A 20,460-nucleotide genomic window follows, 5' to 3' on the forward strand; every position below is an offset into this window, starting at 1 on the left:
CTATCCGCCTGCTCCAATTGTCGACCCTGGATCTGCAACAGGAAATCCAGGAGGCCCTGGAATCCAATCCGATGCTCGAACGCCAGGAAGAAGGCGACGACTTCGACAACTCCGATCCCCTGGCCGACAACGCCGAACAGAAGCCCAACACCGAGATCCAGGAACCCTCCTATCAGGAAACCGCCCCAACGGTGGATAACCTTGAGGACGGCGACTGGAGCGAGCGTATCCCCAACGAGCTTCCGGTCGATACGGCCTGGGAGGACGTTTACCAGACCAGTGCCAGCAGCCTGCCAACCAGCGATGACGACGAGTGGGATTTCACCACCCGCACCTCCGCTGGCGAAAGTCTGCAAAGTCACCTGCTGTGGCAATTGAACCTCGCACCGATGTCCGACACCGATCGACTGATCGCCGTGACCCTGATCGATTGCATCAACAATCAGGGCTACCTGGACGAAACCCTCGAGGAGATTCTTGAAGCGTTCGATCCGGAACTGGACATCGAACTGGACGAGATTGAAGCCGTCCTGCACCGCATCCAGCAATTCGAACCGGCAGGCATTGGCGCCCGCAACCTCAGTGAATGCCTGCTGCTGCAACTGCGTCAGCTATCGGCCAAGACCCCTTGGCTGGCTGAAGCGAAGCGCCTGGTCACCGACTACATCGACTTGCTCGGCAGCCGTGATTACAGCCAGTTGATGCGCCGCATGAAGCTCAAGGAAGACGAGCTGCGTCAGGTCATCGAACTGGTGCAGAGCCTCAACCCGCGTCCAGGCTCGCAGATCGAATCCACTGAAGCCGAGTACGTCGTCCCGGACGTCATCGTGCGCAAGGACAACGAGCGCTGGCTGGTCGAGCTGAATCAGGAGTCAGTGCCACGCCTGCGGGTCAACGCCCAGTACGCCGGTTTCGTGCGTCGCGCCGATACCAGCGCCGACAACACTTTCATGCGCAATCAGTTGCAGGAAGCTCGCTGGTTCATCAAAAGCCTGCAAAGCCGCAACGAAACCCTGATGAAAGTGGCCACCCAGATCGTCGAGCATCAGCGCGGCTTCCTGGAATACGGCGACGAAGCCATGAAGCCGCTGGTCCTGCATGACATCGCCGAAGCGGTCGGCATGCATGAATCGACGATTTCCCGGGTGACCACACAGAAATTCATGCATACCCCGCGCGGTATTTATGAACTGAAATACTTTTTCTCCAGCCACGTCAGCACCTCCGAAGGCGGTGAATGCTCGTCCACGGCGATCCGCGCGATCATCAAAAAACTGGTTGCGGCGGAAAATCAGAAAAAGCCGTTGAGTGACAGCAAGATCGCTGGTTTACTGGAGGCACAAGGCATTCAGGTGGCTCGCCGCACCGTCGCCAAGTACCGCGAGTCCTTAGGGATCGCGCCTTCGAGCGAACGCAAGCGGTTGATGTAAGCCACGTTACAGCGTTCCAGTGGCAGGCTATCCAGCCTGCCGCTTTATGCACTGGCAACGAAGGAGAAGCTGTATGCAAGTCAACATCAGTGGACACCAACTGGAAGTGACCCAACCTCTGCGTTCCTACATCGAGGAAAAACTCCAACGACTGGAACGACATTTCGACAAGATCACCAACGTGCAAGTCACGATGTGCGTCGAAAAGCTGAAGCAGAAAATCGAAGCCACCTTGCATATACCCGGCAGCGAAGTGGTCGCCAATGCGGAACATACCGATATGTACGCGGCGATCGACGCCTTGACCGACAAGCTGGATAAACAACTCAAAAAGCATAAGGAAAAGACCCAGAGCCTGCTCCAGGGCGCCACCGGTCGATAACCCCCCATTCCATGATCCGACTTGAAAGTATCCTGACCCCCGGCCGTTCCCTGGTGAACGTGCCGGGCGGCAGTAAAAAGAAAGCCCTCGAACAAATTGCCAACCTGATCGCCCGCGAAGTGCCGGATCTGGAGATGCAAGATGTCTTCGAGGCCCTGATCGCCCGTGAGAAACTCGGCTCTACCGGTTTCGGCAACGGCATCGCCATTCCTCACTGCCGCCTCAAGGGTTGCCAGTCGCCAATCAGCGCCTTGATGCACCTTGAAGCCCCTATCGATTTCGATGCCATCGACGGCGCCCCGGTTGACCTGCTGTTCGTTCTGCTGGTCCCGGAAGCGGCTACCGATGCCCATCTGGAGTTGCTGCGCCAGATCGCCAGCATGCTCGATCGCAAGGACGTGCGCGATAAGCTGCGCAGCGCTCCGAGCAACGAAGCCTTGTACCAGGTCGTACTGGACGAGCAAAACGGGCAGTAATCATGCGCTTGATCATCGTCAGTGGCCGTTCCGGCTCGGGTAAAAGTACCGCCCTGGATGTCCTTGAGGACAACGGTTACTACTGCATCGACAATCTGCCGGCTGGCCTGCTGCCAGAACTGGCCGAACGGGCGCTGATTCACACCGAACTGGCGCAGCCGCTGGTAGCCGTTTCAATCGATGCGCGTAACCTGCCGAGCCATCTGACCCGTTTTCCGGAACTGCTTGAAGATGTCCGCAGCAAGCATATCCAGTGCGATGTCTTGTATCTGGATGCTGACGAGGAGACGCTGCTCAAGCGTTTTTCCGAAACCCGCCGTCGCCATCCACTGAGCAACGCCAACCGCTCGCTGGCCGAGGCGATTCAGGATGAAACCGCCCTGCTCGGCCCTATCGCCGACCTCGCTGACCTGAAAATCAACACCACCCATCTGAACCTGTACCAGTTGCGCGACACCATCAAGTTGCGTTTGCTGAATCAGCCGGAGCCGGGCACCGCGTTCCTGGTCGAGTCATTCGGCTTCAAGCGCGGCATGCCGGTGGATGCGGACCTGGTGTTCGATGTGCGCTGCCTGCCCAATCCTTACTGGAAACCAGAGTTGCGTGCACAATCGGGTCTCGATGCGCCGGTGGCCGAGTATTTGGCAGCACAGCCCGAGGTGGAGGAAATGTTCCAGGACATCTTCACCTATCTGCACAAATGGTTGCCACGCTTCGCCGCGAGTAACCGCGCCTACGTCACCATTGCCATTGGCTGTACCGGCGGGCATCACCGCTCCGTCTACCTGACCGAACGCTTGGGTCAGGCCCTGCAGAAAACCCTGAAGAATGTCCAGGTTCGCCACCGCGACCTCACTTAAAGGATTCACACCGCGATGCCTGCTCTGGAAATCGAAATCATCAATAAACTGGGTTTGCATGCCCGAGCGTCGGCGAAGTTTGTCGGGGTTGCCGGCCAGTATCCCGATTGCACGATCCGAGTAGGCCGCACGCCGGAGACTACGGTTGATGGCAAAAGCATCATGGCGATGATGATGTTGGCGGCTGGCAAAGGCACCAAAATCTATTTGAGTACCGAAGGGCATCAGGAACAGGAAGCGCTGGATGCGCTGGTGGCGTTGATCAACAACTACTTCGACGAAGGTGGCTGATCGCCTGTGGCGAGGGAGCAAGCTCCCTCGCCACAATTCAACTCAACCCAGCGCTGTATCCATCACCATCATCAGACAAAACCCGATCAACAGGCCGAGACTGGCCAGTTTGTCGTGACCATTGCGTCGCGACTCGGGGATCACTTCGTGGGTCACCACCAGCAACATCGCCCCGGCCGCCAGCGCCAGACCTAACGGCAACAGCACCTGCGCCAGGCTCACCAGCCACGCACACAGCAGGGCAAAAACCGGCTCAACCAGGCCCGACGACGCGCCGATCAAGAACGCCTTGACCCGCGACATTCCCGCCCCAGCCAGCACCAGCGCAATCACCAGACCTTCCGGCACATCCTGCAAGGCAATGCCCATGGCCAGACTATCGGCATCCGGCATGCCGCCGCCAGCGGAGACACCGACCGCCATGCCCTCCGGAATGTTATGAGCAATGATGGCGAACACGAACAGCCAGATCCGCGGCGGAATCACCGGCCGTTCGACCGTGCCCACGAGCATCTCCGGAGACGCACCAGCCAATTGCCGGTCGACCAGAAACAGCCCGAACGCACCGAGCATGATGCCGAAGCAGATCAAGCCGCTGGCGGCCCACGCTGTCAGGCCGAGGCTTTCAGCGGCGGCAATGCCCGGCACGATCAGCGAAAGCGCCGTCGCTGCCAACATCACGCCAGCGCCAAAACCCAGCAATGTATCGCTGAGCGCCTGGGGCATGCGCCGAATCACCAGTACCGGAACCGCGCCGAGCGCCGTGCCGAGCGCGCAGATCGCCCCGCCTTGCAACGCGCGCGACAGCCTCGGTTCCAGATCCAGCCATTCCAGCCCGTGAGCGACCAGCAAGGTCATGCCCGCCAACAGCAAGAGCGAGCCCACCGCGTAACGAAACATACGCCCACTTCCGATCGCCAGTGTTTCAGTGCCCATAGTCAGCCTTGGATTGTTTTTATAGAAGACTTAAACCAGTGCGGCTTTGTAGCGCGCAGCCACTTCAGGCCAATTGATCACGTTGTAAAAGGCGTTGATGTATTCCGGACGACGGTTCTGGTAACGCAGGTAGTAGGCGTGCTCCCAGACATCGAGACCGAGAATTGGCGTGTTGCCGTTCATCAGTGGACTGTCCTGGTTGCCGCTGCTTTCCACGATCAGTTTCTTCTGCGGGGTCACGCTGAGCCAGGCCCAACCGCTGCCGAAACGGGTCAGCGCGGCTTTGGTGAAGGCCTCTTTGAAACTGTCCAGACCACCCAGTTGTTCATCAATGGCCTTGGCCAGCGCGCCATCGGGCTTGCCGCCACCGCTTGGCACCATGACTTCCCAGAACAGCGAATGATTGGCATGACCGCCGCCCTGATTGATCACCGCCGCACGGAGTTTTTCCGGCAACTGCTGCACGCTGGCGACCAGTTTTTCCACCGGCCACTCGGCGTATTCAGTGCCTTCTACGGCGGCGTTGAGGTTGTTGATGTAAGTCTGGTGATGCTTGGTGTAGTGGATCTCCATGGTCTGCGCATCGATATGCGGTTCGAGGGCGTCGTAGGCGTAAGGCAAGGCAGGCAAAGTAAAAGCCATTTCAATGGACTCCATGGTGATGTGGGGCAGGCGCGCGACGCGCATTGCCGGTATCCGGGTGCAGCAGGCGCTGAGTGCGCGGGTATTCGCCGTGTTCGCTGATGAAGTTCAGTAATTCAACGTAGGTCTTGCTGCTCTGGCGCAGCGCCGCCTCACGCAGGGCCGGGCGTAGGCGCTCGTCCTGCATGGTCTGCAACAGCCGTTGGTGAATCGCGCAGAGATACTCGGCGCTCTCCTCGGGCTGATTCAGGCGCAGGTGCAGATCCGCCAGGTTGTGATGAGAGATGACGCAGGCCGCCACCGCTTCGTCGGCATCCGCCCAGCGCTCGAACAACACTTGCGCCAGGGCCAGGGCTTGCAGGTAAGCCTCGCGGGCGTCGATCAATTCGCCCAGCATGAAGCAGCGATTGGCCCGTTCGATCGTGCGTTTCCAGTGCTCCATGGTGAGCCTCCAAAGCGGTTGCGGGGTTTACACGCCGCCGGCAGTGAGCTTCTCGGGATTGAGTAGCTCTTCCAGTTGGCTGCGCGACAGGTCGGTGTGTTCCAGGGCGACGTCAATCACCGGGCGGCCTTGTTTGTAGGCCTGCTTGGCGATTTCCGCGGCTTTCTGGTAGCCGATGATCGGGTTGAGCGCGGTGACCAGAATCGGGTTGCGCGACAGCGCTTCCTTGAGTCGCGACTCGTTGACCTTGAATGTCGCGATGGCCTTGTCACCAAGCAGACGGCTGGAGTTGGCCAGCAGTTCGATGCTGCTCAACAGGTTCTGGGCGATGATCGGCAGCATTACGTTCAACTCGAAGTTGCCCGACTGACCGGCAATGGTGATCACCGAATCGTTGCCGATCACTTGCGCAGCAACCATGGCAGTGGCTTCCGGGATCACCGGGTTGACCTTGCCCGGCATGATCGACGAGCCCGGTTGCAGGCCTTCCAATTCGATTTCACCGAGACCGGCGAGCGGGCCGGAGTTCATCCAACGCAGGTCGTTGGCGATTTTCATCAAAGAAACGGCTATGGCCTTGAGCTGGCCAGAGACGGCGACGGCAGTGTCTTGTGAGCCGATCAGGGCGAACAGATCCTTGCCTTGAGTGAATTGCACGTGGGTCAATTGGCTGAGTTGACGGCTGAAACGTGCGGCGAACTCAGGATGCGCATTGATCCCGGTGCCGACGGCCGTGCCGCCCTGCGCCAGGGATTGCAGACTTGGCAGCAGGTCCTGCAAGTGGCCGATGTTGGCCTTGAGTTGCTGCGCCCAGCCGTTGAGCACCTGACTCATGCGCACCGGCATCGCGTCCATCAAGTGAGTGCGACCGGTTTTGACGTGATGATGCACCTGCTCGGCTTTGTGCTCGATGACTTGCACCAGGTGCAGCAGCGCTGGCAGCAATTGCTCGTGCAGGGCCAATGCCGCGCTGACGTGAATGGTGGTCGGGATGATGTCGTTGCTGCTTTGGCCGCAGTTGACGTGATCGTTGGCGTTGACTGGCTCGTCGAGCAGGCGACTGGCCAGGGTGGCGATCACTTCGTTGGCGTTCATGTTGGAACTGGTGCCGGAACCGGTCTGGAAGATATCCACCGGGAAATGCTGCATGAAGTCGCCTTCGAGCAGGCCCTGGGCGGCGTCGCTGATGGCTTTGCCCTGGGCGGCGCTGATCTGGTTGAGTTCGACGTTGGCCCGGGCGGCGGCCGCTTTAGCAAGAATCAGCGCACGAATGAATTGGGTCGGCATCGGCTTGCCGCTGATCGGGAAGTTATCCACTGCGCGCTGGGTTTGCGCGCCGTAGAGAGCGTCCACCGGCACCTGCAGTTCGCCCATGCTGTCGCGCTCAATACGTGTCTTGGTCATCTGAAAATCCTTGCACCAGTTCAATAAGAGGAATCGAGGGAAGCAACTCGCAGGTCGCCAGTTGCCAGGTGTAGCGCTGCCAGCGCTTGAGCCGGCACTTGCACAGGGACAGACGCTCCATTTCACGCAATGGGCGCCAGGCTTGGTCGAGACAGAAGCTGCGCCAGTGCCACGGCAAGGCGATGTCGGTGGCGGTGTCGAGCAGCAGACGGAAAGAGGTTTCAGCGATGGTCCACGGGGAAGTTGCCGTACAGCAGGCCAGATACCGCCCTTCGGCGAGGTAATGCTCGATCAGGCGCGGTTCGTCAGGATCCATCGCGCAACGGATCTGGCGACTCATCCAGCGCCAGTTTTCGAGGTACGGCTGCTCGTGCAAGGCAGAACTCATGATCCGGGCTCATTCGGTAATGAGATTTATTATTAGATGATAATGAGAACCAAAACAAGAGTGCCGAGCCATGCAGATTTCATTGTGGGAGCGAGCCTGCTCGCGAAGGCGTCGAGTCAGTCACCATGGAGGCTGGCAGTTAAATCGCCTTCGCGAGCAGGCTCGCTCCCACAGGGTTTTGTGTGACACCAACGAAAAAGGCGCGCCATCCGATGAGATGGCGCGCCTTTTTGCTGAACGAAATCCGAAGCTTAGCTGCCCGCGACGGTCATCCGCTCGATCAACACCGAACCGGTGCGAATGTTGCTGCGCAGCTCAAGATCGTTACCCACGGCGACGATCTGTTTGAACATGTCGCGCATGTTGCCGGCGATGGTCACTTCCTGCACCGCGAACTGGATTTCACCGTTCTCGACCCAGAACCCCGCCGCCCCGCGCGAATAATCGCCGGTAACCATGTTCAAGCCATGACCCATCAATTCGGTGACCAACAAGCCACGGCCCATACGCTTCAACAGTGCAGCCTGATCTTCATCGCCATGGGTGACGAACAGGTTGTGCACGCCACCGGCGTTGGCAGTGCTAGGCATACCGAGCTTACGGCCGGAGTAAGTGCCGAGAATGTATGAAACCAACTCGCCCTTTTCGACGAACGGTTTGGCATAAGTCGCCAAGCCGTCACCGTCATACGAAGCGCTGCCCATTGCACGCATCAAGTGTGGGCGCTCGTCGATGGTCAGCCATTCCGGGAACAACTTCTGCCCCAGCGTGCCTTCCAGGAACGACGATTTGCGATACAGACTGCCTCCGGACACTGCCGAAAGAAAACTTCCGAACAAACCACCCGCCAGCTCAGCGGAAAACAGCACCGGCACCTCGCAGGTCGGCACCGGGCGCGCACCCAAGCGGCTCGCCGCTCGTTGCGCGGCCTTCTGGCCAATGCTCACCGGATCGGCGAGCAATGTGCCCTGACGACTCACGTCATACCAGTAATCACGCTGCATCTGGCCATCGGCCTCGGCGATCATCACGCAGCTCAGGCTGTGCCGGGTCGACGCATACCCACCAATGAAACCGTGGCTGTTGCCATACACGCGGCAACCCTGATGGGTGCTGAGGGTAGTGCCATCGGCGTTCTTGATCCGCGCATCGGCGTCGAATGCCGCCGCTTCACAGAGCAATGCCTTCTCGATGGCTTGCTCCGGGGTGATGTCCCATTCGTGGAATAGATCGAAATCCTGCAGGTCCCTGGCCATTAGCGCTGCATCGGCCAGGCCCGAGGCTTCGTCTTCAGACGTGTGTTTGGCGATCGCCAGTGCGGCGGCGACTGTTTCGCGAATGGCATCCGGGCCAGTAGCCGAGGTGCTCGCAGAACCCTTTCGCTGACCGACATACAGCGTGATGCCAAAACCCTGATCACGATTGAATTCGACCGTTTCGACTTCGCGCTGGCGCACCGAGGTCGACAACCCCTGCTCTAGCGACACCGCGACTTCGCAGGCACTGGCGCCCTGACGCTTGGCTTCGGCGATGATCTGCTCGACCTGTTCCTGCAGTGCCGGCAATGCCTGCGGGCCGACGCTTTCAACTGCACTCATGCTCATCTCCACTCAAATTCTGCTTTCGGCTGGGGTCATCGAGCGACCGGGCCGGACACGCGGCCCCCGACTGGTTATCATGGCGGCGTTTCTTTGCGGACTGCCACCATGGTTGATTCTTACGACGACTCCCTCGATACGGGAGAAAAAAGCAAATCTCAGGTCAAACGCGAGCTACATGCTCTGGTTGACCTCGGCGAGCGCCTGACCACACTCAAGCCCGACTTGGTCGCAAAACTGCCGTTGACCGACGCCATGCGCCGGGCCCTGGCCGATGCGCCCAAGCACACCGCGAACATCGCGCGTAAAAGGCACTTGCAGTTCATCGGCAAACTGATGCGCGATCAGGACACTGACGCGATTCTCACGTTGCTCGATCAACTCGATGCCTCGACTCGTCAGTACAACGAGCGTTTCCACAATCTCGAACGCTGGCGGGATCGCCTGATCGCAGGCGACGATGCCGTGCTGGAGAAATTCGTCGTCGAGTACCCGGACGCCGATCGCCAGCAACTGCGTTCCCTGATCCGTCAGGCTCAGCATGAGGTTGCGCAAAACAAACCTCCTGCTTCCAGCCGCAAGATCTTCAAGTACATCCGTGAACTGGACGAGACTCAACGCGGACTGCGTTGATATTCGTCACCGGGTGGTCGCCCTGTGCGCCACCCGCAGTTTCACCTTTCCTTATGCGCCCGTGCCACCCACGGTGATCGCATCGATTTTCAGCGTCGGCTGGCCAACACCCACCGGTACCGACTGCCCATCCTTGCCACACGTGCCCACGCCGCTGTCCAGTGCCAGATCGTTACCAACCATCGACACCCGGCTCATCGCCTCGGGCCCGTTGCCGATCAACGTCGCGCCTTTGACCGGCGCAGTGATCTTGCCGTCTTCGATCAGGTACGCCTCGCTGGTGGAGAACACGAACTTGCCGCTGGTGATGTCGACCTGACCGCCGCCAAGGTTAGCGCAGTAGATGCCCTTCTTCACCGAAGCGATGATTTCCGCCGGATCGCTTTCGCCACCCAGCATGTAGGTGTTGGTCATGCGCGGCATCGGCAGGTGCGCGTAGGATTCACGGCGACCGTTACCGGTACGGGCCACGCCCATCAGACGCGCGTTGAGCTTGTCCTGCATGTAACCCTTGAGGACGCCGTTTTCAATCAGCGTGGTGCACTCGGTCGGCGTGCCTTCGTCGTCGACACTCAGCGAGCCGCGACGACCACTAAGGGTGCCGTCATCGACGATGGTGCAAAGCTTGGAGGCAACCATTTCGCCCATGCGCCCGCTGTAGGCCGAACTGCCCTTGCGGTTGAAGTCGCCTTCCAGACCATGACCAACCGCTTCGTGCAGCAGCACGCCCGACCAGCCTGAACCCAACACCACCGGCAAGGTACCGGCCGGCGCCGGAATCGCTTCGAGGTTCACCAGCGCCTGACGCAACGCTTCACGGGCGTAGCCCATGGCACGGTCTTCGGCGAGGAAATAACGGTAATCGGTACGCCCGCCGCCGCCATGCCCGCCGCGCTCGCGACGGCCATTCTGTTCAACGATGACGCTGACATTGAAGCGCACCAGCGGTCGCACGTCCGCCGCCAGGCCGCCGTCGGTGGACGCCACCAGAATTCGCTCCCAGACGCCGGCCATGCTCACGCTGACCTGCTGAATACGCGGATCAAGTGCGCGAGTGGCGACGTCGATGCGCTTGAGCAGTTCGACTTTCTCGGCACGGCTCAGCACTTCCAGCGGGTTGTCCGGCGCGTACAACTGCGCGACGTCCTGCGTGGTGAACGCCTGCACCGTGCCGTTCTGCCCGGCCCGGGAGATTGAACGCGCCGCACGCGCCGCGGCGCCCAAGGCTTCGAGGGTGATCGCATTACTGTAGGCAAAACCGGTTTTTTCACCGGACTGAGCACGCACACCGACACCCTGGTCGAGGTTGAAGCTGCCTTCCTTGACGATGCCGTCTTCCAACGCCCAGGACTCGGAGATCTGGCCCTGGAAATACAAGTCGGCGGCATCGATGCCCGGGCCCGCCAGATCGCCGAGCACGCCTTGCAGGCTCTCGATCGTCACGCCGCCGGGCGCCAAAAGGTGATCACTGACTGAGGACAACAACTCGCTCATGGTTTAGGCCTTAAATTCATGTTCTGAGGCAGGTCGCTGTGCGCCCTGCGAGAAAAACCGCCGATGACTCATCACCGGCATCCGCGCCCTGATGGACGCTTGTTCATCGCTATCGCGTTCGGCCAACAACACCGCTTCGCCTTGATCCTGATGCGCCAGCACGCGCCCCCACGGGTCGACGATCGCCGCATGCCCGAAGGTTTCTCGCGGTCCCGGATGGGTGCCGCCCTGTGCTGCCGCCAACACATAACACTGAGTCTCGATGGCCCGCGCGCGGATCAGTACGTCCCAATGCGCCGCGCCCGTTACCGCGGTAAACGCCGACGGAGCGGTAATCAACTCGGCACCGGCAGCGCGCAATTCGCTATACAGCTCCGGAAAGCGCAGGTCATAACACACGGTCAGACCGACTTTGCCCACCGGGGTGTCCGCCACGACCACACCACTGCCATAAGCATAGTCATCGGATTCGCGGTAACGGCCGCGATTGTCCGCTACATCGACATCGAACAAGTGCAGCTTGTCATATCGCGCAACGGTTTCGCCCTGATCGTTGACCAGCAGCGAACAGGCGTGCGACTTGGCGTCGGGTTGATCGACCGGCGGCAACGGCAATGTGCCGGCGACTATCCATAACCTGAGGTCGCGGGCGGTCTGTTTCAACCATGGCAGGATCGGGCCTTCGCCAAGGGCCTCGGCACGGCCGATGGCGGCGATGTCGCGACGACCCATGGCGGCGAAGTTTTCCGGCAACACGGCCAGCTTCGCGCCGCTCGCTGCCGCTTGTTCAAGCAGGCGCCGGGCCTGAGCCAGATTGGCCAGCACATCGCTCTGGCTGACCATTTGAATCACCGCTAAAGACATAGCGAACTCCGCAAGAGATATGCGGCCATGCTACTCCATCGGTTCAGGGGCTGGCTGTTCAAAAAGGCTTGTCGAAGGTGATTTTCGGCTCTTTCCATGGGCCTTTGACGGTGTATTTCACACTGGCGAAGCGCGCCACACGGTCACCGATCAGCTTGTCGATCAGGAACAACGCGCCGCCTACCGCCGGAGCGCCAACAATCAGCGCAGCAATCGGCAGGTTGTTGGTCACCGGCAATGTCACCAGCAATTTGGCGTCGACCTGATCGCCGACCAGGTCCAGTGTGCCATCCAGTTCCAGATTGCTCGACGGCCCGGTCAGGCGGATTGGTTCGCGCGTGACGTAAACGCCGTTGTTGGCCACCAGCAAACCTTTGACCCGGTCGTAGCTCAAGCCTTTGCCAAACAGATCGGAGAAGTCCAGGCGCAACCGGCGGCCGATGGAATTGAAGTTGAGCAGACCAAACACCCGCAATGCCTGCGCTCCACCTTCCACCTCAACAAACTGGCCTTTGCTCAGCGAGGCATCGAGGGTCCCGGAGAAGCGCTTGGTCGCCAGCCATGCCGGCGAGCCCGGCCAGCGGCCATCGACGTCCATATGGAATTCTTCGCTGGTCACGCTCGGCGCAAAGCCCCAACCCTTGAGCACATCGGCGAGGTTCTTGCCGCCAATCCGCCCTTTGAACCAGCTATTGGTCGCACCCGGCGCGCCTTCCCAGCCGCCGTTGCCCTGCAACAGGATGCCTTTGAGGCCCATATCGAGGTTGTTCAGGGCAATGCCTTTGGCGGTCGGCCGGACCTTGAGTGACCAGCCACCGACCAGATCCTGCCCCAGGAACAACTGGTTGATGGTGATATCCAGCGCCGGGATTTTTGTCGGATCGACCGACACCAACGGGTCAGGCGAATTCTCGTCGGCCTGCACCGTCGGATCCGGCGCCGGCAGTCGCACGGATTGCAGATTCACCACAATCGGCGCGTTCTTCGCGTCCGGCAGGCTGGCCGTACCTTTGGCCTGCTGGCTATCGAGCGCCAGATTCCACGCCCCCGGTTTGCGATTCAACTGGACCGAAGCCTGATCCAGCGTGGTGCCGAATGCGGTGAGCTTGCCGACCTTGAAGTCGGCACTGCTCAACAGTTGCTTGGCACTGCCGCCCGGGTCCTGTCCGGCATATTTGTTGACCAGAGCCTGCCACGGCGCGACGTCCAGTTCCGACAACACACCACGAATGCGCAAGCCTTTGTTGCCAGGCAACACGGCTTCACCGGCACCGAGGAACAACTCACCACGACCGTCGGCGAAATTGCTTGGCGGCGCCGCGAAGGTGAAATTGGCCAGTTGATCGTAATTGACCCAGTAACGCCGCTCCTGTCCCTGCAGGGTCATGCGAAATATCGTGTCGCGCCCGACATCCGCCGCCATGCCGAACGGCGCCGGCAGATCGACAGCCACCCCTTTCATGCTGGAACTGACCATCAACTGACTGTCGGCGCCGTCCAGGTTCAACTGCAACTGGTAGGGAATCGTCCCGGACACCGGCAGCGGCTGGGTCACGCCGAGCCAGTCGGTGAGTTTCTTCACTTCGACCTGGCCCGATGCCGCCACTCGGGTCTTGAGTTTGTTAGCGCTGCCGTCAGCGAAGATTTGCGCGGTGACCGGTTTGTCGAATGCTCGGGCAGCGATGTTCTGCCCGCTCAGGCCCTTGGCACTGTCGAAGCGGAAATCACCTTTGAGCTGGGTCAATTCCAGTTTCGGCTCGGCCAGTTTCAGCCGCGCATTGGCGGTCTTGAAGTCGACGACGATCTTCGGCTGGTCACCACCCTTGTCCAGCGGGATGTCCAGTTTCAGTTTGCCTTGCAGATCACCCGCGCCTTCCCAGCCGGCAAAGGTTTCGCCCGTGCCGATCGGTGCATCCTGAAGAATTTTCAGGCCATCACCGAGACCGCCGGCAAACCCGCCGTCGAGATACATATGCGTATGTTGCCCGGCCGGCACATGGGGAATGTTGACGAAAACATCGCTGACCTGGGTATCGAGCAATTGGCCCTTGCTGGCCAGAATCCGTACGCCGCTGTCCTCGATGAATACATCGCCGCTGACCTTGCTCACGTGCGGCCAGCCCGGCTGGAAGGCCAGTTCGGCGTCATGCACCTTGAAGAACAGACTGATACTGCGATCCGCTTCCCCGGCGTTTTTGCTCAGCGAACCCTGATACTGGAAGAAGCCCTGATCCACGGCCCCCTGAAGGATGGCTGTGCGCAACCATTCATCCAGCGCCGGGCTCAACACCTGGGGCAAGTACTTGGCGGTGTAGCGTCCGTCGCCATCGACCAGGCCGACGCGCAGGTCCATGTAGTCTTCCTGGCTGTGGTCGAAATGCAGGCGGATCAGGAAGTCACCGGCAATCTTGCCCTCCTCGCCCAGCACTTTCAGATACGGCGCGATCAGGGTGAAGCCGTCTTTATCGAGTTTCCAGGTCAACCGGGCGTTGGCCTGAATGTACTGCCATGGCTTGGCGAAGATCGGATCGAGGTGCAGGACAAAGTCCTTGCTGTCCATGCGTAGCTCGCCGCCGTCGAGATTGCCTGTCAGGCTACCACTGACATTTCGTGCCGCCGGGGCGCCGTGGTAGGCATCGAAACCGACATTGTCGAGGTTGGCCGCGAAGCCGAATTTGCTGCCATCCGTGGCGCTCGGACGGAAGTCCAGCAACACGTTGCGCAAACCGCCAGTGACCTTCAGACGCTCGACCGCTGTGGCAAACCCCTGCGGCAACGGCCCCAATGCATTGAGCAGCGGCGTAATCGGCGTCAGGTCGAGACGATCCGCCTGCAAATGCCAGAGTTCGTCGGCCTTGTCGGTGGCGAGGGTCTGCTGCACCTGGACTCGCGACTCCCAGCGGGTGTCGCCAAAGTTCATCGCCAGCGAATCAAGGGTGACTTTCACGCCATTGGCGCTGTTCTCGTAGTAGGCGTTGAGCGCCAGATTGTTAATCTGGATCGGCTTGCGCTCGCCGTAGGCGCCGGTCAGTTGCGGTGCATTCAGGCGCAGCGCCGCGCTTTGCAGCGCACCGTCAGACCAGTTCACCCACAGCTCGCCGCCGGCCTTGATCTCGGAGAAATTCCATTGTTGGGTCAGGCGTTCCGACAGCCACTTTGACCAGTCACTTTGCGGCAGGCTGGCGTAGCCCTCCACTGAGCTGTCCTGCCACTGCTTGGGGCGAATTCGCGTGCGCAGATTCAGCGCAACGGGTTGGCCGTCGGGCAGGGTCAAACGCGCGTCGAGACGTTGACGACTGGCACCGGTTTTCAGATTGAGGCCGACATAAGTGAGCGTCATCGCCGGGTGATCCAGCGGCTGCAAAGTCACCTGACTGTCGAGCACCGACAGTTGCTGAATCATTTGCGAGCGATTGAACAGCTGCTCCGGATCGAGCGGCTGGTCCTTCTGCACCGGCAGCCCCTCCAGCGCCCAACTGCCATCCTCGGCTTCCTTGAGGCTGATTTTCAGGCCATTGAGTTCCAGATGGGCAATGCGTACTTCACGAGCCAACAAGCTGGACCACAGATCCGGCACGACACGCACCTGATCCAGACGCAAAGCATTGGCGCCATCACCGACCATGACGTCATGGGCCAGCAGGATTGGTGCAAAACCGCTCCAGTTACCTTCCAGTTCACCGATCTGCAACGGCATGCCGAGGGCGGCACTGGCCTTGTCTTCAATTTCGGCGCGGTATTCGGCCACCAGCGGGGTCAGCTCGCGCCCCAGACTGACGTACAACGCCATCAACACCAGAACCAACGCGCACAGGCCCAGCCCCCAGCGGGTGAGTGCGGCCAAATTGCGTGTCAGACGGTCCATGTCAGTTGGCTCCCATGGCATGAATACTGCGAAAAGCTGAGGCCAGCCGCGGTGGAAAAAGGATGACGCAGGGGATCAGAGCAACACCACGTCATATTGTTCCTGGGAATACATGGTTTCCACCTGGAAGCGTATGGTGCGCCCGATAAACCCTTCAAGCTCGGCAACGTTACCGGACTCTTCATCCAGCAAACGGTCGACAACTTTCTGGTTCGCCAACACGCGATAACCCTCGGCCTGATAGGCCCGGGCCTCGCGAAGGATCTCGCGGAAAATCTCGTAACAGATGGTTTCTGCGGTTTTCAGCTTGCCGCGCCCCTGGCAACTGCTGCACGGCTCGCACAGCACTTGTTCAAGGCTTTCGCGGGTACGCTTGCGAGTCATCTGCACCAGGCCCAACTCGGTGATGCCGATGATGTTGGTCTTGGCGTGGTCACGCTCCAGCTGTTTCTCCAGCGTACGCAGCACCTGGCGCTGGTGCTCCTCATCTTCCATGTCGATGAAGTCGATGATGATGATCCCGCCCAGATTGCGCAGTCGCATCTGCCGGGCAATCGCGGTTGCCGCCTCGAGATTGGTCTTGAAAATGGTTTCTTCAAGATTGCGATGACCGACGAACGCCCCGGTATTGACGTCGATGGTGGTCATGGCTTCTGCCGGATCGACCACCAGGTAGCCACCGGATTTCAGCGGCACCTTGCGTTCCAGGGCTTTCTGGATTTCGTCTTCGACACCATACAGATCAAAAATCGGTCGCTCGCCGGGGTAGTGCTCCAGGCGATCGGCGATTTCCGGCATCAGTTCGGCGACGAACTGCGTGGTTTTCTGGAAGGTTTCCCGGGAATCGATGCGGATCTTCTCGATTTTCGGATTGACCAGGTCGCGCAATGTGCGCAGGGCCAGACCGAGGTCTTCATAGATCACGCTCGGCGCCGAAATGGTCTTGATCTGTTCGTTGATCTGATCCCACAGGCGCCGCAGGTAGCGGATGTCCATGAGGATTTCATCGGCTCCCGCGCCCTCGGCAGCGGTACGCAGAATAAAGCCGCCGGCCTCTTTGATGCCTTCTTTGGCCACGCAATCGCTGACGACCTGCTTGAGGCGTTCGCGCTCGGCTTCGTCTTCGATTTTCAGCGAAATGCCGACGTGGGCGGTGCGCGGCATGTACACCAGATAACGCGACGGGATCGACAACTGCGTGGTCAGCCGTGCGCCTTTGGAACCGATCGGATCCTTGGTGACTTGCACTACCAGACTCTGACCTTCGTGCACCAGCGCGCTGATGCTTTCCACCGCCGGGCCTTCGCGCAGAGATATTTCGGCAGCGTGAATGAACGCCGCACGATCAAGGCCGATGTCGACAAACGCCGCCTGCATACCCGGCAGCACCCGGACAATCTTGCCTTTATAGATGTTGCCGACGATCCCGCGTTTTTGCGTGCGCTCGACATGGACTTCTTGCAGCACACCGTTTTCGACCACCGCCACGCGCGACTCCATCGGCGTGATGTTGATCAGAATCTCTTCACTCATGGCAGGATCTCGTTCAGGCATGTTCACGATAATGGCCGCATCTTGTTCGTACGACGCTTATTGCGCGTTCAGGTTTTGCCAACAGGGTATGCCGAAATGGCCCAACAGTTCTGCGGTTTCGCAAACAGGCAAGCCGACCACCGCCGAATAGCTGCCATTGAGGCCCGCGACAAACACCGCGCCGAGTCCCTGAATGCCATAGCCACCGGCCTTGTCCCGGGGTTCGCCACTGGCCCAATAGGCTGCCGCTTCTTCACGGCTGATCGGGCGGAACCGCACCAGACTGCGCACTACCCGTGATTCGCAGCGCTCGCCTTCGAGCACGGCAATCGCGGTCAGCACTTCATGCTCCTTGCCGGACAACATCATCAGCATGGCGCATGCATCGGCTTCGTCCACCGGTTTGCCAAGAATTTTGCCTTCGAGCACCACCGCCGTGTCGGCGCCCAGCACACAGAATGCCTGGTCGGACACGATCGTGCGTCGCCCGGCCTCGGCCTTGCCGCGCGCGAGGCGTTCGACATAGGCCGATGGCGATTCTTCAGGAAGTGGGGTTTCATCGATGTCCGCGCTGATGGCGGAAAAAGCCACACCAATCTGCGTGAGCAACTCACGGCGACGCGGCGATCCAGAGGCGAGGTAAAGCGGCTTCATCAAAACATCTCCCTGTTCAGTGCCCTGCTTCACCGGATCAATTGATTTTGTAGCGGCGGCGCAATCCACGCAAAGCGAAGCTGACCCAAGGCCAGAGCAAGGCGCTGACCAGTGCCGGCAGCACCAGCGCCAGGGTCGGCTGGCGATTGCCGGTCAAGGCACTGAGCCACAACTGCACCAGTTGCGCGAGTCCGAAGATCACCAGGATCACCAGACATTGCTGCCAGATCGGAAACATGCGCAGACGCTGTTGCAACGACAGGACCAGGAAGGTGATCAGTGTCAGGATCAGTGCGTTCTGCCCAAGCAGCGTGCCGTACAGCACGTCTTCCGCCAGGCCCAGGCAAAACGCCGTCACCATGCCAACCGTCTGCGGCATGTACAGCGCCCAGAAAGTCAGCAGCAAGGCGAGCCACAGCGGGCGCAGGATTTCCATGAATTGCGGCAGCGGCGAGACGCTGAGCAGCATGCCGATGGCAAACGTCAGCCAGACGATCCAGCCGTTTCGCGATGCGGTAGCCCCGACCATTATTCTTGTCTCCCAGTGGTAGCAGGCGCGGTGACCGGCGGTTTCGCCGCAGGTCGTGCAGCAGGCTGGGCAGCCGGAGGCTTGGCGGCCGCCGGAGTGGTTGCCGGTGGTTTTGCAGCGGCGGCTGGCTTGCTTGTAACGGGTTTGGCCGGTGTGGCGCTGGCGGCAGGTGCAGCCGGAGTGGCTGCGGCGGCAGGCGTAGCGGCAGCCGGTGGCGTCACAACTTTAGGCACGGTGGTCGGAATCACCGGACCGCCACCAAAGGCATCAAGATTTTCCTGAGCTTGCGCGGCAGCGTTGGCGCGCTCTTCGGCGGTGCGATTGTCGCTGAACACCAGCAGCAGATAACGGCTGCGGTTCAACGCAGCGGTCGGCACGGCACGAACGATCGCGAAGGGCTGGCCGGAATCGTGGATGACTTCCTTGACTGTCGCCACCGGGTAACCGGCCGGGAAGCGCTGGCCGAGACCGGAGCTGACCAGCAGATCGCCTTCCTTGATGTCGGCAGTATCCGCGACGTGACGCAACTCCAGGCGTTCCGGGTTGCCGGTGCCGCTGGCAATCGCCCGCAGACCGTTACGGTTCACCTGTACCGGAATGCTGTGAGTGGTGTCGGTCAACAGCAACACCCGGGAGGTGTACGGCATCAACTCGACCACCTGGCCCATCAGGCCGCGCGCATCAAGCACCGGCTGACCGAGGACCACACCGTCGCGCTCACCTTTGTTGATGATGATGCGATGGGTGAAGGGGTTGGGGTCCATGCCGATCAACTCGGCCACTTCGACCTTCTCGTTGACCAGCGCGGAGGAATTGAGCAACTCGCGCAGCCGGACGTTCTGCTCGGTGAGGGCGGCAAGCTTCTGCATGCGGCCCTGCAACAGCAGGTTCTCGGTCTTGAGTTTTTCGTTTTCGGCGACCAGCTCGGTGCGACTGCCGAACTGACTGGCAACGCCTTCCCACAAACGACCGGGCAGGTCGGTGATCCAGTAGGCGTCCATCAGCACCAGCGACATCTGGCTGCGTGCAGGCTTGAGCAGACTGAAGCGGGCATCGACCACCATCAGCGCAACCGACAACACGGCCAGCACCAACAGGCGGACGCCCAACGAAGGGCCCTTGGCGAAAAGCGGTTTAATAAGCCGCTCCTCCCAGGCAAATGTTCTGTTTATTCATACGGCATCAAACCGGCCTGGATGAAGACTGACAGAAGATAAACGCCAACAGGCAGCACTGCAAAGTGCTGCCTGCGCGCGCTCACCCACGTATTGCAACCCAGCACTTATTCGCTGGAGAGCAGATCCATGGTGTGCTTATCCATCATTTCCAATGCACGGCCACCGCCGCGAGCAACGCAAGTCAGCGGATCTTCGGCAACGATCACCGGCAGACCGGTTTCCTGAGCCAGCAACTTGTCGAGGTCACGCAGCAGCGCGCCACCACCGGTCAGCACCAGGCCACGCTCGGCGATGTCGGAAGCCAGTTCCGGCGGCGATTGCTCCAGGGCGCTTTTTACAGCCTGAACGATCGTTGCCAGGGACTCTTGCAGAGCTTCCAGCACTTCGTTGGAGTTCAGGGTAAATGCGCGTGGAACGCCTTCGGCCAGGTTGCGACCGCGAACGTCGACTTCGCGAACTTCGCCGCCCGGGTAGGCCGTGCCGATTTCCTGTTTGATGCGCTCGGCGGTCGATTCACCGATCAGGCTGCCGTAGTTACGGCGCACGTAGGTGATGATCGCTTCGTCGAAACGGTCGCCGCCAACGCGTACGGATTCGGCGTAGACCACACCGTTCAGGGAGATCAGCGCGATTTCGGTAGTACCACCACCGATATCCACGACCATCGAACCGCGCGCTTCTTCTACCGGAAGGCCAGCACCGATCGCAGCCGCCATTGGCTCTTCGATCAGGAACACTTCACGGGCACCGGCACCCAGGGCCGATTCACGGATGGCACGACGCTCAACCTGGGTGGATTTGCATGGAACGCAGATCAGCACACGAGGGCTAGGCTGCAGAAAGCTGTTTTCGTGACCCGTG

Annotated in this window: 20 protein-coding genes; 6 read left to right on the plus strand and 14 right to left on the minus strand. The window is 60.3% G+C overall.

Annotated features, from left to right (window positions below; genetic code table 11):
- The 5 genes from ACIONG_RS23535 to ACIONG_RS23555 all read left to right on the plus strand — a co-directional run.
- Positions 1-1,430, plus strand: a 1,430-nt coding sequence (locus ACIONG_RS23535) for an RNA polymerase factor sigma-54 (protein WP_401303016.1), incomplete at its 5' end; no start/stop codon positions are given.
- Positions 1,431-1,503: 73 nt separating this feature from the next.
- The gene (hpf, locus tag ACIONG_RS23540; RefSeq protein ID WP_008085073.1) at positions 1,504-1,812 is read left to right on the plus strand and encodes a ribosome hibernation-promoting factor, HPF/YfiA family; all 309 of its coding nucleotides are present in this window, start codon (positions 1,504-1,506) and stop codon (positions 1,810-1,812) included.
- Between the two features lie 11 nt (positions 1,813-1,823).
- Positions 1,824-2,288, plus strand: coding sequence for a PTS IIA-like nitrogen regulatory protein PtsN (ptsN, locus tag ACIONG_RS23545; RefSeq protein ID WP_103303119.1), 465 nt, complete (start codon positions 1,824-1,826; stop codon positions 2,286-2,288).
- A 2-nt stretch (positions 2,289-2,290) separates the two neighbouring features.
- Complete coding sequence (rapZ, locus tag ACIONG_RS23550) at positions 2,291-3,148, plus strand: RNase adapter RapZ (RefSeq protein WP_103303120.1); 858 nt, start codon at positions 2,291-2,293, stop codon at positions 3,146-3,148.
- Between the two features lie 15 nt (positions 3,149-3,163).
- On the plus strand, positions 3,164-3,439 hold the full coding sequence (locus ACIONG_RS23555; RefSeq protein WP_008085079.1) for an HPr family phosphocarrier protein: 276 nt from the start codon (positions 3,164-3,166) through the stop codon (positions 3,437-3,439).
- A 42-nt stretch (positions 3,440-3,481) separates the two neighbouring features.
- On the opposite strand, the gene ACIONG_RS23560 is transcribed toward ACIONG_RS23555, so the two are convergent.
- The 6 genes from ACIONG_RS23560 to pmbA all read right to left on the minus strand — a co-directional run bounded on the left by ACIONG_RS23560 (position 3,482) and on the right by pmbA (position 8,849).
- Positions 3,482-4,375, minus strand: coding sequence for a ZIP family metal transporter (locus ACIONG_RS23560; RefSeq protein ID WP_401303019.1), 894 nt, complete (start codon positions 4,373-4,375; stop codon positions 3,482-3,484).
- Positions 4,376-4,405: 30 nt separating this feature from the next.
- The gene (locus ACIONG_RS23565; RefSeq protein ID WP_315446849.1) at positions 4,406-5,017 is read right to left on the minus strand and encodes a superoxide dismutase; all 612 of its coding nucleotides are present in this window, start codon (positions 5,015-5,017) and stop codon (positions 4,406-4,408) included.
- Position 5,018: 1 nt separating this feature from the next.
- Positions 5,019-5,459, minus strand: a complete 441-nt coding sequence (locus ACIONG_RS23570; RefSeq protein ID WP_007953590.1) for a hypothetical protein — start codon at positions 5,457-5,459, stop codon at positions 5,019-5,021.
- A 27-nt stretch (positions 5,460-5,486) separates the two neighbouring features.
- Positions 5,487-6,863, minus strand: a complete 1,377-nt coding sequence (locus ACIONG_RS23575; protein WP_103303123.1) for a lyase family protein — start codon at positions 6,861-6,863, stop codon at positions 5,487-5,489.
- Positions 6,844-7,251: a FagA protein gene (locus ACIONG_RS23580; RefSeq protein WP_103303124.1), complete on the minus strand. Its 408-nt coding sequence runs from the start codon at positions 7,249-7,251 to the stop codon at positions 6,844-6,846. Before ACIONG_RS23580 ends, ACIONG_RS23575 begins: the two co-directional genes overlap by 20 nt.
- A 251-nt stretch (positions 7,252-7,502) precedes the next feature.
- Positions 7,503-8,849, minus strand: a complete 1,347-nt coding sequence (gene pmbA, locus ACIONG_RS23585; RefSeq protein ID WP_401303022.1) for a metalloprotease PmbA — start codon at positions 8,847-8,849, stop codon at positions 7,503-7,505.
- A gap of 108 nt (positions 8,850-8,957) precedes the next feature.
- On the opposite strand from pmbA, the gene yjgA reads away from it, so the two are divergent.
- On the plus strand, positions 8,958-9,482 hold the full coding sequence (gene yjgA, locus ACIONG_RS23590; RefSeq protein ID WP_008085091.1) for a ribosome biogenesis factor YjgA: 525 nt from the start codon (positions 8,958-8,960) through the stop codon (positions 9,480-9,482).
- A 51-nt stretch (positions 9,483-9,533) separates the two neighbouring features.
- Here yjgA and tldD read toward each other — a convergent pair whose 3' ends face one another.
- The 8 genes from tldD to mreB form a co-directional block, all read right to left on the minus strand.
- Entirely contained in the window at positions 9,534-10,976 is a 1,443-nt protein-coding gene (tldD, locus tag ACIONG_RS23595; protein ID WP_034154473.1) for a metalloprotease TldD, read from the minus strand.
- A 3-nt stretch (positions 10,977-10,979) separates the two neighbouring features.
- A complete protein-coding gene (locus ACIONG_RS23600) occupies positions 10,980-11,840 on the minus strand; it encodes a carbon-nitrogen hydrolase family protein (RefSeq protein ID WP_401303024.1) in 861 nt (286 codons plus the stop codon).
- A 58-nt stretch (positions 11,841-11,898) separates the two neighbouring features.
- Entirely contained in the window at positions 11,899-15,705 is a 3,807-nt protein-coding gene (locus ACIONG_RS23605) for a YhdP family protein (RefSeq protein WP_401303026.1), read from the minus strand.
- Positions 15,706-15,780: 75 nt separating this feature from the next.
- Positions 15,781-17,238, minus strand: coding sequence for a ribonuclease G (gene rng, locus ACIONG_RS23610; protein WP_034154470.1), 1,458 nt, complete (start codon positions 17,236-17,238; stop codon positions 15,781-15,783).
- 57 nt (positions 17,239-17,295) lie between these two features.
- Positions 17,296-17,892, minus strand: coding sequence for a nucleoside triphosphate pyrophosphatase (locus ACIONG_RS23615; protein WP_103303128.1), 597 nt, complete (start codon positions 17,890-17,892; stop codon positions 17,296-17,298).
- Positions 17,893-17,929: 37 nt separating this feature from the next.
- Positions 17,930-18,421 (minus strand): rod shape-determining protein MreD, encoded by a 492-nt coding sequence (mreD, locus tag ACIONG_RS23620; RefSeq protein WP_103303129.1) that lies wholly within the window; start codon positions 18,419-18,421, stop codon positions 17,930-17,932.
- Positions 18,421-19,560, minus strand: a complete 1,140-nt coding sequence (gene mreC / locus ACIONG_RS23625) for a rod shape-determining protein MreC (RefSeq protein ID WP_401303031.1) — start codon at positions 19,558-19,560, stop codon at positions 18,421-18,423. The genes mreD and mreC overlap by 1 nt, the downstream gene beginning before the upstream one ends.
- A gap of 143 nt (positions 19,561-19,703) precedes the next feature.
- A partial coding sequence (mreB, locus tag ACIONG_RS23630; protein ID WP_401303029.1) for a rod shape-determining protein MreB occupies positions 19,704-20,460 on the minus strand: 757 nt, incomplete at its 5' end.

The sequence above is a fragment of the Pseudomonas sp. NPDC087817 genome, from assembly GCF_044742875.1.
In the GTDB taxonomy this organism is placed as follows: domain Bacteria; phylum Pseudomonadota; class Gammaproteobacteria; order Pseudomonadales; family Pseudomonadaceae; genus Aquipseudomonas.